18 protein-coding genes are annotated in these 17,305 nt (G+C 66.0%); 11 read left to right on the plus strand and 7 right to left on the minus strand.

Features of this window, described 5'->3' with window-relative positions; translation table 11 throughout:
* Position 1: 1 nt before the first annotated feature.
* The 3 genes from QP413_RS06230 (at position 2) to otsB (ending at position 3,090) form a co-directional block, all read left to right on the plus strand.
* Positions 2-1,561, plus strand: coding sequence for a trehalose-6-phosphate synthase (locus tag QP413_RS06230; RefSeq protein ID WP_015381914.1), 1,560 nt, complete (start codon positions 2-4; stop codon positions 1,559-1,561).
* Complete coding sequence (locus QP413_RS06235; RefSeq protein WP_012360895.1) at positions 1,561-2,073, plus strand: hypothetical protein; 513 nt, start codon at positions 1,561-1,563, stop codon at positions 2,071-2,073. The genes QP413_RS06230 and QP413_RS06235 overlap by 1 nt, the downstream gene beginning before the upstream one ends.
* 63 nt (positions 2,074-2,136) lie before the next feature.
* Positions 2,137-3,090 carry a trehalose-phosphatase gene (gene otsB / locus QP413_RS06240; protein WP_284781141.1) on the plus strand — a complete coding sequence of 318 codons (954 nt, stop codon included), beginning with the start codon at positions 2,137-2,139 and terminating at the stop codon, positions 3,088-3,090.
* A 126-nt stretch (positions 3,091-3,216) separates the two neighbouring features.
* Here otsB and QP413_RS06245 read toward each other — a convergent pair whose 3' ends face one another.
* On the minus strand, positions 3,217-4,347 hold the full coding sequence (locus QP413_RS06245) for a LacI family DNA-binding transcriptional regulator (protein ID WP_284781143.1): 1,131 nt from the start codon (positions 4,345-4,347) through the stop codon (positions 3,217-3,219).
* 106 nt (positions 4,348-4,453) lie between these two features.
* Here QP413_RS06245 and QP413_RS06250 point away from each other — a divergent pair, with 106 nt between their 5' ends.
* From QP413_RS06250 to QP413_RS06260, 3 genes are read left to right on the plus strand one after another with little or no spacing between them, the layout of a single operon-like run.
* Positions 4,454-5,494, plus strand: coding sequence for a metal ABC transporter solute-binding protein, Zn/Mn family (locus tag QP413_RS06250; RefSeq protein WP_284781145.1), 1,041 nt, complete (start codon positions 4,454-4,456; stop codon positions 5,492-5,494).
* Positions 5,491-6,192 (plus strand): metal ABC transporter ATP-binding protein, encoded by a 702-nt coding sequence (locus tag QP413_RS06255; RefSeq protein ID WP_012360899.1) that lies wholly within the window; start codon positions 5,491-5,493, stop codon positions 6,190-6,192. Before QP413_RS06250 ends, QP413_RS06255 begins: the two co-directional genes overlap by 4 nt.
* Positions 6,189-7,196, plus strand: a complete 1,008-nt coding sequence (locus tag QP413_RS06260) for a metal ABC transporter permease (protein WP_284781148.1) — start codon at positions 6,189-6,191, stop codon at positions 7,194-7,196. The genes QP413_RS06255 and QP413_RS06260 overlap by 4 nt, the downstream gene beginning before the upstream one ends.
* Positions 7,197-7,281: 85 nt before the next feature.
* On the opposite strand, the gene rlmB is transcribed toward QP413_RS06260, so the two are convergent.
* Both rlmB and QP413_RS06270 read right to left on the minus strand, forming a co-directional pair.
* Complete coding sequence (rlmB, locus tag QP413_RS06265) at positions 7,282-8,235, minus strand: 23S rRNA (guanosine(2251)-2'-O)-methyltransferase RlmB (RefSeq protein ID WP_012360901.1); 954 nt, start codon at positions 8,233-8,235, stop codon at positions 7,282-7,284.
* 94 nt (positions 8,236-8,329) lie between these two features.
* A complete protein-coding gene (locus QP413_RS06270; RefSeq protein ID WP_200973860.1) occupies positions 8,330-8,920 on the minus strand; it encodes a neocarzinostatin apoprotein domain-containing protein in 591 nt (196 codons plus the stop codon).
* A gap of 99 nt (positions 8,921-9,019) precedes the next feature.
* Between QP413_RS06270 and QP413_RS06275 the strand changes: the two genes are divergently transcribed.
* From QP413_RS06275 to QP413_RS06290, 4 genes are read left to right on the plus strand one after another with little or no spacing between them, the layout of a single operon-like run.
* On the plus strand, positions 9,020-10,069 hold the full coding sequence (locus QP413_RS06275) for a hemin ABC transporter substrate-binding protein (RefSeq protein WP_200973859.1): 1,050 nt from the start codon (positions 9,020-9,022) through the stop codon (positions 10,067-10,069).
* Entirely contained in the window at positions 10,059-11,246 is a 1,188-nt protein-coding gene (locus tag QP413_RS06280) for an iron ABC transporter permease (RefSeq protein ID WP_012360904.1), read from the plus strand. The genes QP413_RS06275 and QP413_RS06280 overlap by 11 nt, the downstream gene beginning before the upstream one ends.
* Positions 11,246-12,022, plus strand: a complete 777-nt coding sequence (locus tag QP413_RS06285; RefSeq protein WP_200973858.1) for a heme ABC transporter ATP-binding protein — start codon at positions 11,246-11,248, stop codon at positions 12,020-12,022. The genes QP413_RS06280 and QP413_RS06285 overlap by 1 nt, the downstream gene beginning before the upstream one ends.
* 22 nt (positions 12,023-12,044) lie before the next feature.
* A complete protein-coding gene (locus QP413_RS06290) occupies positions 12,045-12,716 on the plus strand; it encodes a heme oxygenase (biliverdin-producing) (protein ID WP_148792630.1) in 672 nt (223 codons plus the stop codon).
* Positions 12,717-12,770: 54 nt separating this feature from the next.
* On the opposite strand, the gene cysS is transcribed toward QP413_RS06290, so the two are convergent.
* The gene (cysS, locus tag QP413_RS06295; RefSeq protein ID WP_284781173.1) at positions 12,771-14,234 is read right to left on the minus strand and encodes a cysteine--tRNA ligase; all 1,464 of its coding nucleotides are present in this window, start codon (positions 14,232-14,234) and stop codon (positions 12,771-12,773) included.
* A gap of 197 nt (positions 14,235-14,431) precedes the next feature.
* Here cysS and QP413_RS06300 point away from each other — a divergent pair, with 197 nt between their 5' ends.
* Complete coding sequence (locus tag QP413_RS06300; RefSeq protein ID WP_284758531.1) at positions 14,432-15,262, plus strand: fumarylacetoacetate hydrolase family protein; 831 nt, start codon at positions 14,432-14,434, stop codon at positions 15,260-15,262.
* A gap of 3 nt (positions 15,263-15,265) precedes the next feature.
* Here the strand turns inward: QP413_RS06300 and ispF are convergent, their stop codons facing one another.
* The 3 genes from ispF to QP413_RS06315 form a co-directional block, all read right to left on the minus strand.
* Positions 15,266-15,754: a 2-C-methyl-D-erythritol 2,4-cyclodiphosphate synthase gene (gene ispF, locus QP413_RS06305; protein ID WP_284781155.1), complete on the minus strand. Its 489-nt coding sequence runs from the start codon at positions 15,752-15,754 to the stop codon at positions 15,266-15,268.
* A gap of 45 nt (positions 15,755-15,799) precedes the next feature.
* Positions 15,800-16,597: a 2-C-methyl-D-erythritol 4-phosphate cytidylyltransferase gene (locus tag QP413_RS06310; protein ID WP_012360911.1), complete on the minus strand. Its 798-nt coding sequence runs from the start codon at positions 16,595-16,597 to the stop codon at positions 15,800-15,802.
* A gap of 62 nt (positions 16,598-16,659) precedes the next feature.
* Positions 16,660-17,232, minus strand: a complete 573-nt coding sequence (locus tag QP413_RS06315; protein WP_012360912.1) for a CarD family transcriptional regulator — start codon at positions 17,230-17,232, stop codon at positions 16,660-16,662.
* Positions 17,233-17,305 lie beyond the last annotated feature (73 nt).

Raw genomic sequence — 17,305 nt, forward strand, 5'->3', positions numbered from 1 at the left:
GATGGCCACCGACGGTGGTTCAGATTTTCTTGTTATCGCCAACCGTCTGCCCGTCGACCGGATCGACGATAAGTGGGTCGCCTCCCCCGGCGGGCTCGTCACGGCACTCAAGCCGGTTCTGCAGGAGAACAACGGTGCGTGGATCGGCTGGCCGGGAACGACCAAGAAGGTCAAGGCCAAGGAGATGCCACCGCGACAGAAGACCGGCATCGACCTGATCCCGGTGAATCTCTCCGACACGGATTACGAGGAGTTCTACGAGGGCTTCTCCAATGCGGGGTTGTGGCCGTTGTACCACGACCTGATCGTGCATCCGCGCTATAAGCGCTCCTGGTGGGCGAGCTACCACGCCGTCAACCGCCGCTTTGCCGATAAGGCGATCAAGGAAGCCGCGCCCGGCGCGACGGTGTGGGTGCAGGACTATCAGCTGCACCTGGTGCCCGGCATGATCCGCGAGGCACGCCCAGACCTCAAGATTGGTTTCTTCCTCCACATCCCCTTCCCTGCCCCAGAGCTGTTCCGCCAGCTTCCGTGGCGCCGCGAGGTGCTGGCCGGCACGCTCGGTGCGGACCTCATCGGTTTCCAGACCCAGGACAGCGCCCGGAACTTCCTGCACACGCTCCGCGCGCTGGATTTCGACGTTCATTACGACGATCCCACGGATGCCGAGTTCGTCAGCGGCGCCCGCCTGCCGGAGGAGAACTCCGTCATCGGCTGGTGCACCACGAGCCCCACGGCGACCAGCACCGCCGCAGCCGAGGCTGCTAGCGAGGATCAGCAGGATGAACAGGCGCAGGAGCATGTCACCCGCATCGGGGTCTTCCCGATCTCCCTGGACTCCGCCGCCGTCGAACGACAGGCCCAGCAGCCGGAGACGCTGGCCAAGGCGCAGCACTTAAGCCAGCAGCTGGGCTCGCCGAAGGTCCTGATGGCCGGGGTGGACCGGCTGGATTATACGAAGGGCATCGTGCAGCGCCTGCTGGCTCTTGAGGAGCTGCTGGACTCCGGTGAGCTGAAGAAGCACGGGCTCAAGGCCAAGGACATCTCCATGGTGCAGGTGGCCACCCCCTCACGGGAACGGCTGGAGGACTACCAAGCCACCCGCAAGGACGTGGAGCGCATCGTCTCCCGAATCAACGGCAAGCACGGCTCGATGGGCCGACCGGTGGTCAGCTATGTGCACAATAACCAGTCCTTCAAGAAGCTGGTCGCGCTGTATCTGGCGGCAGATATCATGCTGGTCACCGCGCTGAAGGATGGAATGAACCTGGTGGCCAAGGAGTACGTGGCCTGCCACTCGGATGGCACCGGTGCCCTGGTGCTCTCGGAGTTCACGGGCGCAGCCACGCAGCTGACCAGCGCCTTCATGTGCAATCCTTATGATAAGACGCAGCTTGCGCAGACGATCCTCACGGCGGCTACGTCCAAGCCTTCGGACCGCCGGGAACGGATGCAGAAGATGTGGGAGAACGTCCGCGAGTTCGACGTCGACCACTGGGCGGACAGCTTCCTGGCCGAATTGCGCACGGACGCGACGTCCCCAGGCAAGGAGGAGCGGTGATGGAACTCAGTAAACTGCGCGGAGCTCAGCGGGGCCGAACTGCAGCCCGAGCCGGTGCCGCCGTCCTCGCTACGACCGGCCTGCTGGGCCTTAGCGCCTGCGGCGAGGCCGAATCCCCGGTGGGATGGACGCAGTGGCAGGTCACCCGCATCTACCAAGACCCGGACACACCGGCCGATCTGCCGGAAACCCAGGAGGGCCGCCTCTTCCTGGTCATCGGTGAAGACTCCCTCACCGGGGCGAGCGGCTGCCTGAATCTCAAGGCCGACGTCCAGTGGCGGGAGAAGGAATCCCAGCTTGAGGTCGGCCAGCTGAGCGTCGAGGAAATCGGCGGCGAAGCCGAGTGCGCACCGAGCGATGAGCGCAATGCCGAGCGCCTTCGCGACGTCCTGGAAAACCAGACGCTGACCTATACGCGCGACGGTGGGCGCTCGCTGCGGCTGCAGCAGTTCCACCCAGACGCCGCCGAGTGGGAAACCCCGAAGGCACTGAGCATGGTCGCCCGCGCCTAGGCAGCACCCACCCCCAGGGGCTGCCACGGGCCCCGCGAAGAGAACACTTTAAGGAGCTCGCCGATGCCCGCTACCCCGCCCCCAAGCCCCCACAATCCCAGCGAACGGCACCCCAAGGAGGAGGATCCCGACAAGCTGGGTCCGGACACACTGGGCCCCGACACTCTGGGCGCGGAGGATCTCACCTACCTCGCAGCAACGGAGAAGCTACTGCTCGCGGTCGACTTCGACGGCACGCTGGCGGAGTTCTCGGACTCCCCCACCGACGTGCGAGCGGTACCCGGCGCGCTGGAGGCACTGCAGGAGCTCGCCGGGCTCCCTGGGGTGACCGTGCTCATCATCTCTGGTCGCCAGCTACGCGAACTCTCCGCGGTCACCGGACTGCCAGTACTCGACAGTCCGGGCCCAGACGATATCCGCCTGGTCGGCTCCCACGGTGCGGAAGACTCCCTTTCGGGCAGCGCTGCCGCTGCGAACGAGGCCGTCGGCAGCGCCGCGGTTGGTACTGCGGACGGTTCCGTGAACCCCACCCCATCGGCGCGGGCAGAGGTGTTGCAGAAACTGGGCGAGCACGCCGAGCAGATCGCAGCCACCGACCGCGGCATGTGGGTGGAGTACAAGCCATACTCGGTGGGCCTGCACACCCGGCAGGCCGCCAGCCCCGAGGCCGCGCAGCAAGCGAACCAACGTTTGGCGGAGTTCGCGGCCACCTGCAGCACCCCGGCGGTTCCGGTGCAGGTCACCTGGGGCCGCGACATCCTGGAACTCAGCGTCGCCACCGCAACAAAGGGCAGCTACGTGGCGGGCTTGCGCACCCAGCTGCCGGAGCACGTGGTCTTCTTCCTGGGCGACGACGTCACAGACGAAACCGTCCTTGCCACCCTCACTCAGCCACGCCCAGACGTCGGCGTCCACGTGGGCGGCCGACTCGCGGACACCACCGCGGCAACCCGGAGCCTGGGCAGCCCCTTCGACGTTCGAGACGCACTCCAGCAGCTCGCGGAGCTGCGTCATTAGTGCCCGCGGTGCAGTCGCCCGCGGAGCTGGATCCATTGAGCCCGCGGTGCAGTCGCCCGCGGAGCTGGGTGGTTAGTGCCCGCGGCGCAGTTGCCCGCGGAGCTGGGTGGTTAGTGCCCGCTTTCCCTAAGCCCGCGGGGCGGCGATAGAAGTTCCGTCCAGCACCGTGGTCTCCAGGTAGACCGCCGGCGGGGTCTCCGACTGCGCCCGCGATGGCGCGGATTTCCGATTCTTCGCCGCCTTCCGACGCGCCCGGATCTCCTCCGCGAGATACTCACCACTCAGGCGCCCCTTCGTGCGGGAGGGCTGGCGCACCGTGACAATACCTTCGGCCTCTGCCTGCGGGATGCCGTCGAAACCGGTCACCGACAAGTCGCCAGGGACGTCGATGCCCACCGATTCGGCGTAGCGCAGCAGACCGAGCGCCATCGAATCGGTCGTGCACACCACGGCGGTGAGATCCGGGTTGCTTTCCAGCAGTTCGCGGGCCGCGTCCTCGGTCGTTTCGGCGTCGTTGATATGGCGCTCCACGAGGGGCACGCTGGCGGCGTCGATGCCCGCCTCGGCGAGGATCTCCAGCGCCCCGGTCACGCGATCCCGCTGCACGTTCATGCGCGCCCCGGCGAGCCGGTCCTGGCTGACGGGCCCGTTGTTGGGTTCCCGGTCCAGCCGGATGCACAGGATGCCAATCTTGCGGTGACCTGCGTCGACGAGGCGACGGACGACCGGTTTAATGGCCTCGCGGTCGTCGATTCCGACGAAGCGGAGCCCTTCGCGACCGGCGGGCTGGTCGCAGATGACGACGGGGCGTCCCCGACTAATGGCGGCCTCCAGGTAGGGGTCCTCGTCGGCGACAGAGTAGACGATGAAACCGTCGACGGCAGCCTGGTTGATCAGGGCGGTGGCGTCCTTCCCATCGGACTGGACCCCGGCGGGGATGAGGAGCATGGACACCCCCATCTCGCCACAGGCCTGCGAGACGCCAGACATGAATTCGACGGAGGCCTGGTCATCGAAGGCGTAGGTCAGCTCCTCGGTGAGGAGGACGCCGACGGCACCCGCCCGCTGGATGCGCAGGGAACGCGCGATGGGGTCGGGCCCCGGGTACCCCATCTTCTCCGCGGTCTGCAGGATCTTGGTGCGCAGTTCCTCGGAGAGCTGGCCGGGCCGGTTATAGGCGTTGGAGACGGTGGTCCGGGATACGCCCAACTCGGCGGCGATGGAAGCGAGGGTGCCTCGACGGGCGGGTTGATTCATGCTTCTTACCGTAGGCGGTTGGCAAAAAAATTGCTGGCCGGCGGGGTGCTGCATTAGATTTCTTATTGCAACCTGTTCCCATTACCAACAACTGTGAGAAGTTTCTATGAACTTTAGTGCAACAACCCGCAAGCGCGGCGCCGCCATCTTCGGTGCCCTCACCCTGACCGCAGGCCTTGCCGCCTGCTCCGAGGGCGGCTCGCAGGACAATCCGGCCGAGAACACGGAGTTCAAGATCGTCGCCTCGACCCCGGTCTGGGGAGATATCGCCAAGGCGGTCATCGAGAGCGTCGACGGGGCGGAGGAGACCTTCTCCGTCGAGACCATCATGGAGAACAAGGACGACGATCCGCACGGCTACGAGGCCACCGCCGCCGACATCGCGAAGGCCAAGAGCGCGGACCTCATCGCTGCCAACGGCGCGGGCTACGACAACTGGCTCACCGATAATGCGGACGACGCCCCGATCGTGAGCGCTCTCCCGCTGGCCTCGGCCCACACGCACGACCACGGCGATCACGAGCACGGGCATGACCACGATCATGAGGGCGACGATCACGAGGGTCACGACCACGACCATGATCACGGCGATCATGAGGGCCATGACCACGATCACGAGCACGGCCACGGGCATGACCACGGCAGCGGCCAGAATCCGCACGCCTGGCTGGACATGGACATCGTCAACGCCTTCGCCGATAACCTCGCAACCCAGCTCCACGAGCTCGACAAGGACTTCCCGGCCAAGCTGGACGAGAACAGCGAGATCAAGGAGAAGACCGCGTCCTACACCGAGCGCATGAAGAAGCTGCCGGCCAAGAAGGTCATGCTGACCGAGTCGGTTGCCGAGGCCATCGTCGAGGACTCCAGCCTCGAGGACATCACCCCAGAGTCCTTCGCCAAGGCCGTGGCCCGCGAAGCCGAGCCCTCCGCAGCAGACCTCGCCGCCGCGAAGAAGCTGATCACGGACGGCAAGCTGGACGTCCTGATCACTAACGAGCAGGCCCAGACCCCGGCAGCCGAAGAGCTGACGAAGGCCGCCAAGGATAAGGACGTTGCTACTGTAAACGTGAACGAAACCCCGGACCGGGGCACCACGTACTTCGACTACGTGGATGACATCCTCAAGCAGCTAGAGGACGCATGAGATTAGCGTTTCACAACGCCGCGATTGAACCCCTGTGGCGCGACCTCAACCTCGAGGTCGCCCCGGGGGAATTTCTCGCTATTTTGGGCTCAAACGGCGTGGGCAAGTCCACCCTCTTCCAGACCGTGCTGGGGCAGCGCACGCTGACCCGCGGCAGCGTCGAGGTGGAAGGCACGATCGGCTACATCCCGCAGCAGCGAATGTTCCCTGCGAACCTGCCGATTAGGGCGCGTGACCTGGTGGGGCTTTCCACCGCACACGGGGTGTTCCGCAACCGCCGCCCCCGCCGCGAGCAGATCGACGCCGCGCTCGCCGAGGTCGGCGCGGCCGGGCTGGCGGACCGCCGCGTCGGGAAGATGTCGGGCGGCCAGCAGCAGCTGATCCGCCAGGCCCAGGCGCTCGCAGGGGACCCGGAAATCCTGCTGTGCGACGAGCCGCTGCTCTCCATGGACCTGCGCGCCCAGCGCGCCACCGTTGAGCTATTGGAGCGCCAGCGGCGGAAAAAGAATGCCGCGGTGCTGTTCATCACGCACAACATCAACCCGATCCTCGAGGTCACCGACCGGGTTCTCTACATCACCCCGCACGGGCATCGGCAGGGCACGGTCGCGGAAGTCATGAACACCGAGACCCTCTCGGAGCTGTACCAGACCGAGGTGAAGGTCATCGAGGTAGATGGGAAGTTGATCGTTCTATGAGCGAGTTTCATACCGGCCAGTGGTGGGCGGACACCCTTGCCCTGCTGAACGTGGATTTCGTGCAGCAGTCCATCCTCGCAGCCCTGTTGCTGGGCGTGCTCTCCGGAGCGATCGCGCCGATCATCGTGATGCGCAACATGAGCTTCGCGGCACACAGCACCGGCGAGCTCGCGCTGATGGGTGCGGCGGCCGCCTTGCTCTTCGGTTTCAGCGTCTCCTGGGGTGCGTTACTCGGAGCGGTCTGTGCGGCGGTGATTCTCGGGGTGGTGGGCGCCCGAGAACAGGACTCCATCGTCGCCGTGGTGCTGAGCTTCGGCATGGGCCTTTCGGTGCTCTTTATCTACCTCTACCCCGGCCGTTCCTCCATCGCCTTTAGCCTGCTCACCGGGCAGATCGTGGGCGTGAGCTCGTCGAATATGAAGATGCTGGCGATTATGACGGTGATCGTCGTCGCGGTCATCGCGCTGCTGTGGCGGCCGTTGCTCTTCGCCACCGTCGATCCGACGATGGCCGCTGCCAGTGGGGTGAAGGTGCGGTTGCTTTCCATCCTCTTCGCCGCCGTGCTGGGTGCGGTGGCCAGCCAGGGCGTGCAGATCGTGGGTGCCCTGCTGCTCCTCGCGCTGCTGATTACCCCGGGTGCGGCGGCGGTGAAGGTTACCGCCAATCCCCTGGTCGCCGTGGTCCTTTCCGCGATCTTTTCGGTGACGGCCGCGGTGGGCGGCCTGGTGCTTTCGCTGGCACCCGGCCTGCCAGTTTCCGTCTTCGTGACGACGCTGAGCTTCCTGATCTACCTGGTCTGCTGGTTCATCGAGTGGCTGCGGGGTCGCCAGATGGACGCCGACGAGGTGCGCGCCGCCTCCTATGCCGCAGGCCAGGGTTTGAGCGGGGTAGTCGGCCGCACCGGCCAGTCGGGCGCGGCGGGCCTGAGCTCTCAGCCGGGTACCGATAGTTCCGTGCCGCTGTGCGAGGCGGACTCCTGCGCCAACTCGGAGAACCACCACTAAGACGCCTCAGCGGGCCGATCCCCGGAACGTTATAAAGAAGGCCGCGCTAGCACTTGCTAGCGCGGCCTTTCGCTACTGCCTGGTCTTAGTTCTTCCCCACGCGACGCTGGCGGGCGAACTCGCTCAGCACCACGCCAGCAGCCACGGAGGCGTTGAGGGATTCAACCTTGTCAGCCATCGGGATCGAGAGGATCGTATCCGCGGTCTCCCCGACCAGACGGGACAGCCCCTTGCCCTCGCTGCCAACGACGACCACCGTCGGCGTCGTGCCGTCGTAGGTGTCCAGCGTGTGCTCCCCACCGGCATCCAGACCGACAACCTGGTAGCCGTTCTGCTGGAACTGCTTCAGCGCGCGCACCATGTTCGTTGCCTTCGCGACCGGCAGGCGCGCCGCCGTACCCGCGGAGGTCCGCCAGGTCACGGCAGTCACAGACGCGCTGCGACGCTCCGGGATCACCACGCCGTGGCCACCGAAAGCTGCCACGGAGCGGATCACGGCACCCAGGTTGCGCGGGTCGGTGATGTTGTCCAGCGCCACGACCAGGCCGGGCGTCGCGGAATCCGCGGCGCGCTCGATGAGGTCGTGCACATCCGCGTACTTATACGGCGGGATCTGCAGGCCAATGCCCTGGTGTAGCCCGTTGCCGGTCATGCGATCCAGCTCCTGGCGGCTGACCTCCAGGACCGAGATGCCGCGGCTGGAGCAGATGTGGACGGCCTCGGACAGTCGGTCGTCATTACCCGTCCCTTCCGCGACGTACAGGGCGGACGCCGGGACGTTGGCGTGCAGGCACTCCACCACGGGGTTGCGGCCGACGACCAGCTCGTTGCCACCGAAGGCATCGCGGCGGTCGTGTGCCCCGGATGCCCGGCGCTGTGCGGCCTTCTTGCGCTTGTGCGCCTGGTGGTAGACGCGGTCCTCCGCCTTCGGGGTCGGACCCTTACCACGCAGGCCGCGGCGCTTCTCCCCGGCCGACCCCTTCGACGGGCCCTTCTTGTTCTTGCGTGCGCCGCCGTGTCGTCGCGAGTTGCCAGCCATCGTGCTCCCTAGTTGTGCGTGAATTATCGAGCACCAAGTCTATCGTTCCAGCGCCCATTCACACTATTGCTCGGCCACTGCGTCGCAGCTGTGGCTAGCTGGCGAAGGTGACTGGGACCTCCGCGACGTCCTCGAAGCCTTCGGTGTGGTCACCGAAAATCTTCAGAACGCATTCCTGCGTGGCGCAGTCAACGGCCTGCCCCTTCTGCTTTGCGGTCAGCGTGAACTCGGTCTCTCCTGCCGGGGAGAGGGGCGCGGTGCCGCCATCCTTCTGGGTGATCCACTGCTGGGTTCCGGCAGCGCCACGCTCGCCGGTGCAGTCTGGCATCGGCTTACCCGGGGTGCTCTCCGCAGCACAGATGGCGCCGTAGTAGCCCGCTTCCGGGTCCAGGCCGGTGACCTTGACGGAGATCTTCTGCCCATCCGCGAGGTTTTCTGCTGGGTCTGCGGTGATCTTCACTTCGCTGTTGCCTGTGGCCTCGGCGCTATCGCTGGACCCAGCGGCAGCGGACGTGCTCGGAGCCTCGCTCGACGCCTCGCTAGCTGGCGCTTCTGTGGTGGAGGAGGCCGACGCCTGCTCTTCTGATCCATCGTCCGAGCAGGCTGCCAGCAGAGGCAGGCTCAGTGCCATGAGTGCGGCGACAGCGGTTGCTGCGCGCGGGCGTGCGGTGCGGATTGTCTTCATTCTGGAACCTCTTCCTGGGGTATCACTAGGTTATGCTAACCTCACCGAGGTTAACCTAACCTATGTTGTTATAGTCAAGAATCTCTAAGGACTCTCACCATGCGGACACCCCCACAGCGCGTATGTCTGCCGCTTTACCTCGCGGCCGCGCTTGCCCTGAGCAGCTGCGGGGCGCCGACTTCGGGCCCTACCCCCACGGCCGAGCAGTCACAGGCCGCCTCGGCAGAAAAGGCAGCAACTGCGCGCCACGGCGAGAGTTCACCCGCCTCCTCCCCCGCTGGCCACGTCTCTGCACGCCTCCCCAGCCGCGACCCCGAGGTCCTCGTCGACAAGCAAACGGTGGAGCAATCTCCGGCGCGCGACGCCCGCATCCTCACCCTGGATCGCGCAGGCGCGCTTTCCCGGACGGTATGGGCGCTGGGCATGGGGGAAAACCTCATCGGGCGAGACACCGCCTCCGATTTCCCAGGGGTCAAAGACCTTCCCCTGGTCACCCCCGGCGGTCACTCGATCAACGCCGAAACGGTGCTGAGCCTGCGCCCCGACATCGTCCTCACTGATGGTTCGATCGGCCCGAGCCGGGTCATGAAGAAGCTTCGGGCAACCGGGGTGAAGGTCATCGACATCACTGCGGAACGCACCCCGGAAACCATCGGCACCCTCGTCGAAGAGGTCGCCGCCGGGATCGGACTAGAGCAGGCCGCGGATCACGTCACCGAAAAGATCAACGCAAAGCTCGACCAGGCCACCGCGTCCGCGAAGTCCCGGGCAGATGGTCGCAGCATGATGGTTCTCTACGTGCGCGGCACCGGTGTGGCGATGATCGCCGGGCCGGAATCCGGTGGCCGAAGCCTCATCGAGAGGCTCGGCGGTACTGACGCCGGCGTGAAACTGGGCATCGATGGCAGCTTCACCCCGCTGACCCCCGAAGCGCTCATCGAGGCCGCCCCGGACACGCTCATCGTGATGAGCAGTGGCCTGGAATCGGTGGGCGGGGTCGATGGGCTATTGAAGGTTCCGGGCGTGTCGCAGACTCCAGCGGGAAAGAACCGCTCCGTGCTCGACGTTCCCGATTCCGAACTGCTCTCCTTCGGACCAAACACCCCAGGCGTGATCGACGCGATGGCGGAGGCGCTATATGGCGACTAGCGTGCTCAAAAAGCAATCGAAAACGCCCCGCTCCGGTACCGCGAAGGGCGGTCAACCCGCCGGGCTCGTCTTCCAGCGCGACCCACGTCGGGCGATCCGGAGCCGCTGGAACCGCCTCCGTGCCGCCAAAACCCCAGCGGTGATCATCGCTCTCGGGGTTGGGCTTATCGCGGCCATCCTGTGGTCCGTCGCGGTCGGACAATTCGGAGCCAGCGCCCAGCAGTCCCTCCGCTCCCTGGCGCACATCGTCACCGGCCTTGGGCAATCCACCTCCCTTGATGTGGTGCTGTGGGAGGTCCGCCTGCCCCGGGTTGCCCTTGCCGCCATCGTCGGCGCAGGGCTAGCGATCTCCGGGTTGGCGCTACAGGCGGTATTTGCCAACCCGCTGGCCGAACCCGGATTGATCGGTGTGTCCTCTGGTGCTGCGGTCGGCGCGTCACTGGCCACCGTGTTCAGCACAGCCAGTGCCGCCGGCGCGCTCGGGTTGAGCAGCGCAGGACTGGCGGCGATCCTGACTTCAAACTGGACCATCGCCATCGCCGCCTTCGTCGGCGGAATCGCAGCGACCGCCATCGTCGCAGCCAGCGCGCGAGGAAGCCGCGATATGGCGCGCATCATCCTCGTCGGCGTGGCAGTCAACGCCGTCTGCGGCGGCATCGTCTCTTTCCTCACCTACATCGCCAGCACCACGGCGCGCGACCGCATCGTCTTCTGGCAGATGGGCAGCTTCGCGAGCGCCGACTGGTCCCAGGTGGGGATCATCCTAGCGCTGACCACTCCAGCCGCCGTCCTGCTCTGGGTGCTTGCACCCAAGCTCGACATCCTGAGTTTGGGGGAATCCCAGGCCCAACACCTCGGAATCAACGTGGTCGCGCTCCGCCGCATCGTCATCGCAATCGCAGCACTTGTGGTGGCTGCCGGTGTGGCATTCTCCGGGATCATCGTGTTCATCGGGCTCGTGGTCCCACACGCCCTGCGGCTGCTCATCGGCCCCGGCCACCGCGCACTCGTGCCCGCGTGTTTCCTCGGTGGCGCACTCGCAGCCACACTGGCAGACCTCGCCGCCCGCGCCCTCATCACCGGCACCGATCTGCCGCTGGGAATGCTGACGTCCATCGTGGGCGGCCCGATCTTCTTCTGGCTGCTGATTCGTTCCGATAGGTCGGTGAAGCACTAATGAGCATCACAATAGAAAAACTGCATTTCAGCGTGGACGAGCACGAACTGCTGGACGACGTCACCTTCACCGCTGCCGCAGGCCAGGTCACCGCACTGGTGGGGCCGAACGGTGCCGGGAAGTCCACCTTGCTCGCCGCGATCGCTGGCGACCTCGATATCGACTCCGGGCAGATCCTCATCGCGGGCGAGGACGTCAGCCAACTGAGCAGCAAGCAGCTCGCGCGACGGCGGGCGGTGCTGACCCAACACCACCCCATCGGTGTGCCCTTCACGGCGGAGGAGGTTCTCGATTTCGGCCGGCACCCCTGGTCCACGCCGGATCCACAGCTTCGCCAGGAAGTGATCGCCACCTGCGAGATCGAGCACCTCCTCCCGCGGGTCCTCCCCACCCTCTCCGGTGGCGAGCGCGCCCGCGTGCACTGCGCCCGGGTGTTCTACCAGGACACTCCCGTGGTGCTGCTGGATGAGCCCACCGCGGCATTGGATTTGGCGCACGCCGAGGACGTTCTCAAAGCGATGCGCGGCCTCGCCGACGAGGGAAAGACGGTCGTGGTGGTTCTCCATGACCTCGCAGCCGCGGCGGCCTATGCCGACCACATCGTCGTTCTCAGCAGTGGCTGCGTGTTTGCACAAGGCGCCCCGACCGAGGTTCTCAGCTCCGGGCTCATCAGCGCCATTTACGACGCCGATGTGGAAATACTCCAGGATTCAGCAGGCAACCCGGTCGCGCTCCCCCGGCGCAGAACAAACCCCAGTTCACTCAAGAAGCTTTAATCCCGTTACGGAAGGAAAACCCATGACTACCGCCACCCGCCACACCTTTTATGCCGAAGGCCAGCTCTCCGCCCTGCTCAAAAGCGAGACCGCGCAGGCGCACCACGACGCGGAAAACTCAGTGTTTATGACCCAACTGCTCGACGGAAAACTGGATATCAACGCGGTGGCTGCCCTGACCGGCCAGCTCTACTTCGTCTACGAGGCCCTCGAATCCGCGGTCCGGGCGAACCAGGACACAGCGGAGCTGGCCTCGATCTACGACCCGCGCCTGGAGCGACTTTCTGCGCTGGAGTCCGACCTGGAGCAGCTCTACGGCGGGCAGTGGCGCGAGCACATTGCGCCACTGCCTGCGACCCAGAACTACGTCGAGGTCCTGCGCCAGATCGGCACGGAGCAGGACGGCGAGGCAGCGCTGGCTCACCACTACGTCCGCTACCTGGGAGACATGTCGGGTGGCCAGGTGATCGCTCGTATGTTTGAGAAGTACTACGGCCTGGATGAGCGCAGCATATCCTTCTACGATTTCGACGCCATCGGCCGGATCAAGCCCTACCGCGACCGCTACCGCATCACGCTCAACCAGCTCGAGCTCAGCGCCGAGTCCAAGGAAAAGATCATTAACTGCGCCAGCGCAGCCTTCGCCATGAACCAGGCGGTGTTTCAGGCCCTAGCTGAGCAGCACGTCCGTTAAACCGGCACCCCAGCCGGGGCGCCGGCGCCACGGGCGCGCCTCAGCGGAGCGGCGCTACTCCTTCAGGCTCCACTGAGCCCCATCGGCGGTATCAGTGACCTCAATACCGGCTGCCGTGAGCCGGTCGCGGACCTCGTCCGCCACCGCCCAGTTCTTCTCCGCGCGAGCCTCCGCCCGACGCTGCAGATCGTCCTGCACCAGGGAATCTAGGGCGGTCATCGCCGCCGAAGAGCCCTGCCCGGCCATCGTCTGCTCCAGCCAGTGCTCGTCGAACGGGTCCACGCCGAGGACGCTCATCATCGCACGAACCTGCCCCGCGACCCGCATCACCGTCTCAGTGTCCTTGACCTCGAGGGCCTTATTACCCTCGCGGACGGCGTCGTGGATGACGGCCAGCGCCTGCGGCACCGCGAGGTCGTCATTCATCTTCTCGGCGAAGGCCTCCGGCCACTGGCCCACGGCCACCAGCTGTTCCGGGCCGCGGGCAGCCTGATCCCCGGCCGAGGCGGGGGCGTCGTCCTCAATGGCGGCGAGGTAAGCGGCCGCACGCAGCAGGAACTTCTCAATCCTGCGGTAACCGGCGGCGGCCTCGGCCAGCGCGGACTCGGAGTATTCCAGCATGGAACGGTAGTGGCCGCTGCCCAGGTAGTAGCGCAGCTCCACCGGGCGGACCTTCTCCAGGATGTTCGGCACGCTCAGCACGTTGCCAAGCGACTTGGACATCTTCTCCCCGCTCATGGTCACCCAGCCGTTGTGCATCCAGTACTGGGCGAAGCCATCCCCGGCGGCGGTGGCCTGGGCGGCCTCGTTCTCGTGGTGCGGGAACTGCAGGTCCAGCCCGCCGGCGTGGATGTCGAACTCCCCGCCCAGGTAGTTCGTGGCCATCGCGGAGCACTCGATGTGCCAGCCCGGGCGTCCCCGGCCCCACGGCGTATCCCATGCGGGTTCGCCCGGCTTGGCGGCCTTCCACATGGTGAAGTCGCGGGGGTTCTTCTTGCCCGTGCCTGCGGATTCACCCTGGTCCAGCTCGTCGAGCTTCTGACCAGAGAGGAAGCCGTAGTTCTCGATCGAGGCGGGCTGGGCGTAGACATTGCCGTCGGCGGCATAACCGTGGCCGTTGCCGATGATGCGCTGCATGTACTCGATCATCTGTGGGACGTGCCCGGTCGCCCGCGGCTCAACGGACGGCGGCAGCACGCCCAGCTGGTCATAGGCCCAGGTAAAAGCGCGCTCGTGGGTTGCTGCCCACTCCCACCAGGGGCGGTTGTTCTCCGCGGCCTTGGTGAGGATCTTGTCGTCGATGTCGGTGACGTTGCGGACGAACGCGACGTCGTATCCCTGGGCGAGCAGCCAGCGGCGCAGGACGTCGAAGGCCACACCGGAACGGACGTGCCCGATGTGTGGGATGGACTGCACGGTGGCGCCACACAGGTAGATGGAAACCTTGCCTTCGCGCAGCGGGGTGAACTCGCGGACCTTGCGGCTCGCGGTGTCGTAGATGCGCAGCTGGAGCGGCATCGGCTCCGAAGCGTCGGTGGGCAAAGAATCAACCATGGTTGGCCGCCTTCTTGGGTCTCGCAGGTTCTATTCTGGCGGGCCAGGGCGGATGCGCCCCGTGCCCCTCGTCACCGCAATTGTACTTCGGTGGCCGGTGGCTGCCGACCGGAAGGCTATCCTCGGTAGGCAGTCACCAAAAGACCTGCCCGAGGAGGATCATGGCCCACCGCCTAGCAACCATCGAAACCGCCGGCCGTCTGCGCACCATCCGTGTGGAGAGCTTCGACGGCACGCATGGCACCGGTACCGTCCTGGCCGACGGGGATCTCGGGGGTTTTCTTCAGGACGTCACCCTCTCGGCCTCCGCGAGCGCCGGGGAGAGCATTGAGTTCTCGGCCCGTCAGTTGGCTCCGGTGATTCCGAACCCGCGGAAGGTGCTCTGCACCGGGTTGAATTTCCGGGAGCACATCGTGGAGATGGGGCATCCGGTGCCGGACCACCCCACGCTGTTCGCGAAGTTCGCCACGGCGCTGACCACGCCTTATGGGAATGTGCGGGTACCACGTGCGATGGCGCAGAAGCTGGATTATGAGGGCGAGCTAGCGATCGTGATGGGGCACGGTGGCCAGATCGCGGGGTATGCGGTGATGAATGACTTCTCCCAGCGGGATTGGCAGTACCGCACTCAGCAGTGGCTGCAGGGTAAGAATCTGGACGAGTCCAGCGCGCTTGGCCCGTGGCTGACGATGGCCACGGATGAGAAGGGCCAGCCCTTCGACCCGGTGGCGGAAGGCGCGATGCTGCGGACCTGGGTCAACGGGGAGCTGCGTCAGGAGCACAGCCTCGCCGACCTGGTGTTCAAGCCGCAGGAGCTGGTCGAGTACGTGGAGAACTTCGCCACGCTGGAGGCTGGCGACGTCATCGCTCTCGGCACACCGGCAGGCGTGGGCCACGGGATGACGCCGCCCCAGTACCTGGGGCACGGGGACACCGTCGAAGTTGAAATCGAGGGTCTGGGCCGGATCTCCAGCACCATCGACGTGCGCTAATTCTTAGGCCTCGGCCTTCCACACAACCGCGGTAGCGAGAGCAGCCACGCCCTCCCCGCGGCCGGTGAAGCCCATCTTGTCGGTGGTCGTCGCGGAAACGGACACCGGCGCCCCGACGAGCTCGGTGAGGCGGCGCTCGGCTTCCTCCCGGCGCGGCCCCATCTTCGGCCTATTGCCGATCATCTGGGCGGCAACGTTGCCGATCGTGAAGCCGTTCTCGGCCAGTAGTTGACGGCACTCCGTGATCAGGCGCTCCCCCGAGACGCCGTCGTATTCCTTGCGTCCCACACCGACGAAGCTGCCCAGATCCCCCAGTCCGGAGGCGCTGAGCAGTGCGTCGACGATGACGTGGCTGACCACGTCGCCGTCGGAATGTCCCTCGCAGCCATCGGCGTCCTCGAAGAGTAGCCCGGCCATCCAGCAGGGCTTGCCGGGCTCGACCTGGTGGGCGTCGGAGGCGATGCCGACGCGGGGGATAATCGGCTGGGTCATGGGTGCTATTTCCTTCCTTGTTCGACCATCATCGGTCGATCATCATCACTCAACCATCATCTCAGCGATGGCGAAGTCCCGCGGGGTGGTGATCTTCATCGCCCGGTCATCGCCGGCGGTGATGGCTACCGGATAGTCGGCGAGCTCCATGATGGAGGCATCGTCCGTGGCCAGGCGGGCGTGCCCACGGCCGAGCTCCAGGCCTGCCTGGTACTTCCGATTAGCGTCCATCAGCGCGGAGAAGAGGAAGCCCTGCGGGGTCTGCACCGCCACCAGGCCATCGCGGGCCGGGGTGCCGGTGACCATCCCGTCCGCAATGGTCTTGATCGTGTCCGTCACCGGCAGGGCGGGAACCACACCCGCCGCGGTACCCGCCTCCCCGTGGGTGCGGACCTGCTCGACGATGTGGACGATCATTGCAGGTGGGGTGAGGCAGCGGGCGGCGTCGTGCACCAGCACGATCGCCTCGTCCACCTGCGCGCATTCCACGCAGTCCACCGGCGAGCCGAGCTCGCCCTCCACGAGCTGCAGGCCGGCGAAGACACTATCGGAGCGCTCGGATCCCCCGGTTCCGGTACTCACTCGCATCCCTGCCCACGCGGCCTGGTTCGCAGGATCGTCGAGAATCTCCGCCATGCGCCCCTGCATGTCCGGGCTGATCATGACAAAGGTTCGCCCCACCACCCCGGAACTGGCGAGCCCGTCCAGCGCCCGCTCCACGAGGGTGCGCCCCGCCAGTTCCACGAAGGCCTTAGGCTGATCGGCGCCCAGCCTGGTGCCGCTCCCCGCCGCCGCGATGACGGCCACCACGGGCAGCGCTGCAGTATCGGTCTTGGAAAACACGTCTCACCCGGCGCTCTCTACTCGTTGAGCCACCCTCGAGGGACGGCTGGCAACCGTGGCTGTTACTTGTTGAGCTCGTCGTCGAGATCGATGGCGGCGTCCCCCTCGGTATCCGCCGCACGGGCGGCAGCGGCCTGCTCACGGTGGCGCTCGATGGTCTCGTGCATCTCGGCCAGCATCGCGTCGGCCTTCTTATCGTCGACGCCATCGGCCAGCGCGAGCTCGCCCACCAGGATCTGGCGGGCCTTAGCCAGCATGCGCTTCTCGCCTGCCGAGAGGCCACGATCCTGGTCACGGCGCCACAGATCACGAACCACCTCGGCGACCTTGTTCTGGTCGCCGGAGGTCAGGCGCTCCTGGTTGGCCTTGTACCGGCGGGACCAGTTGCCTGCCTCCTCGACGTCCGTCTCGCGCAGCACGGAGAAGACCTTGAGCAGACCCTCCTCGCCGACGACGTCGCGCACACCCACCTTCTCGGCGTTCGCGGCCGGGACGCGGACGGAAAGGTCACCCTGGTAGAGGCGCAGCACCAGGTAGTCCACCGTCTCACCCTTGAACTCGCGCTGCTCGATCCCCTCGATCTGAGCTGCGCCGTGGTGTGGGTATACGACCGTGTCGCCGACCTTGAAATCCATCCGTGACCTTCCTATTTACGCCCTCGTTGCGCTTTAAAAACCGTGTTCGAGCATACCCGATCGGCCCGCTGCC

It is taken from the genome of Corynebacterium sp. UMB4614 (assembly GCF_030217065.1).
Taxonomy (GTDB): domain Bacteria; phylum Actinomycetota; class Actinomycetes; order Mycobacteriales; family Mycobacteriaceae; genus Corynebacterium.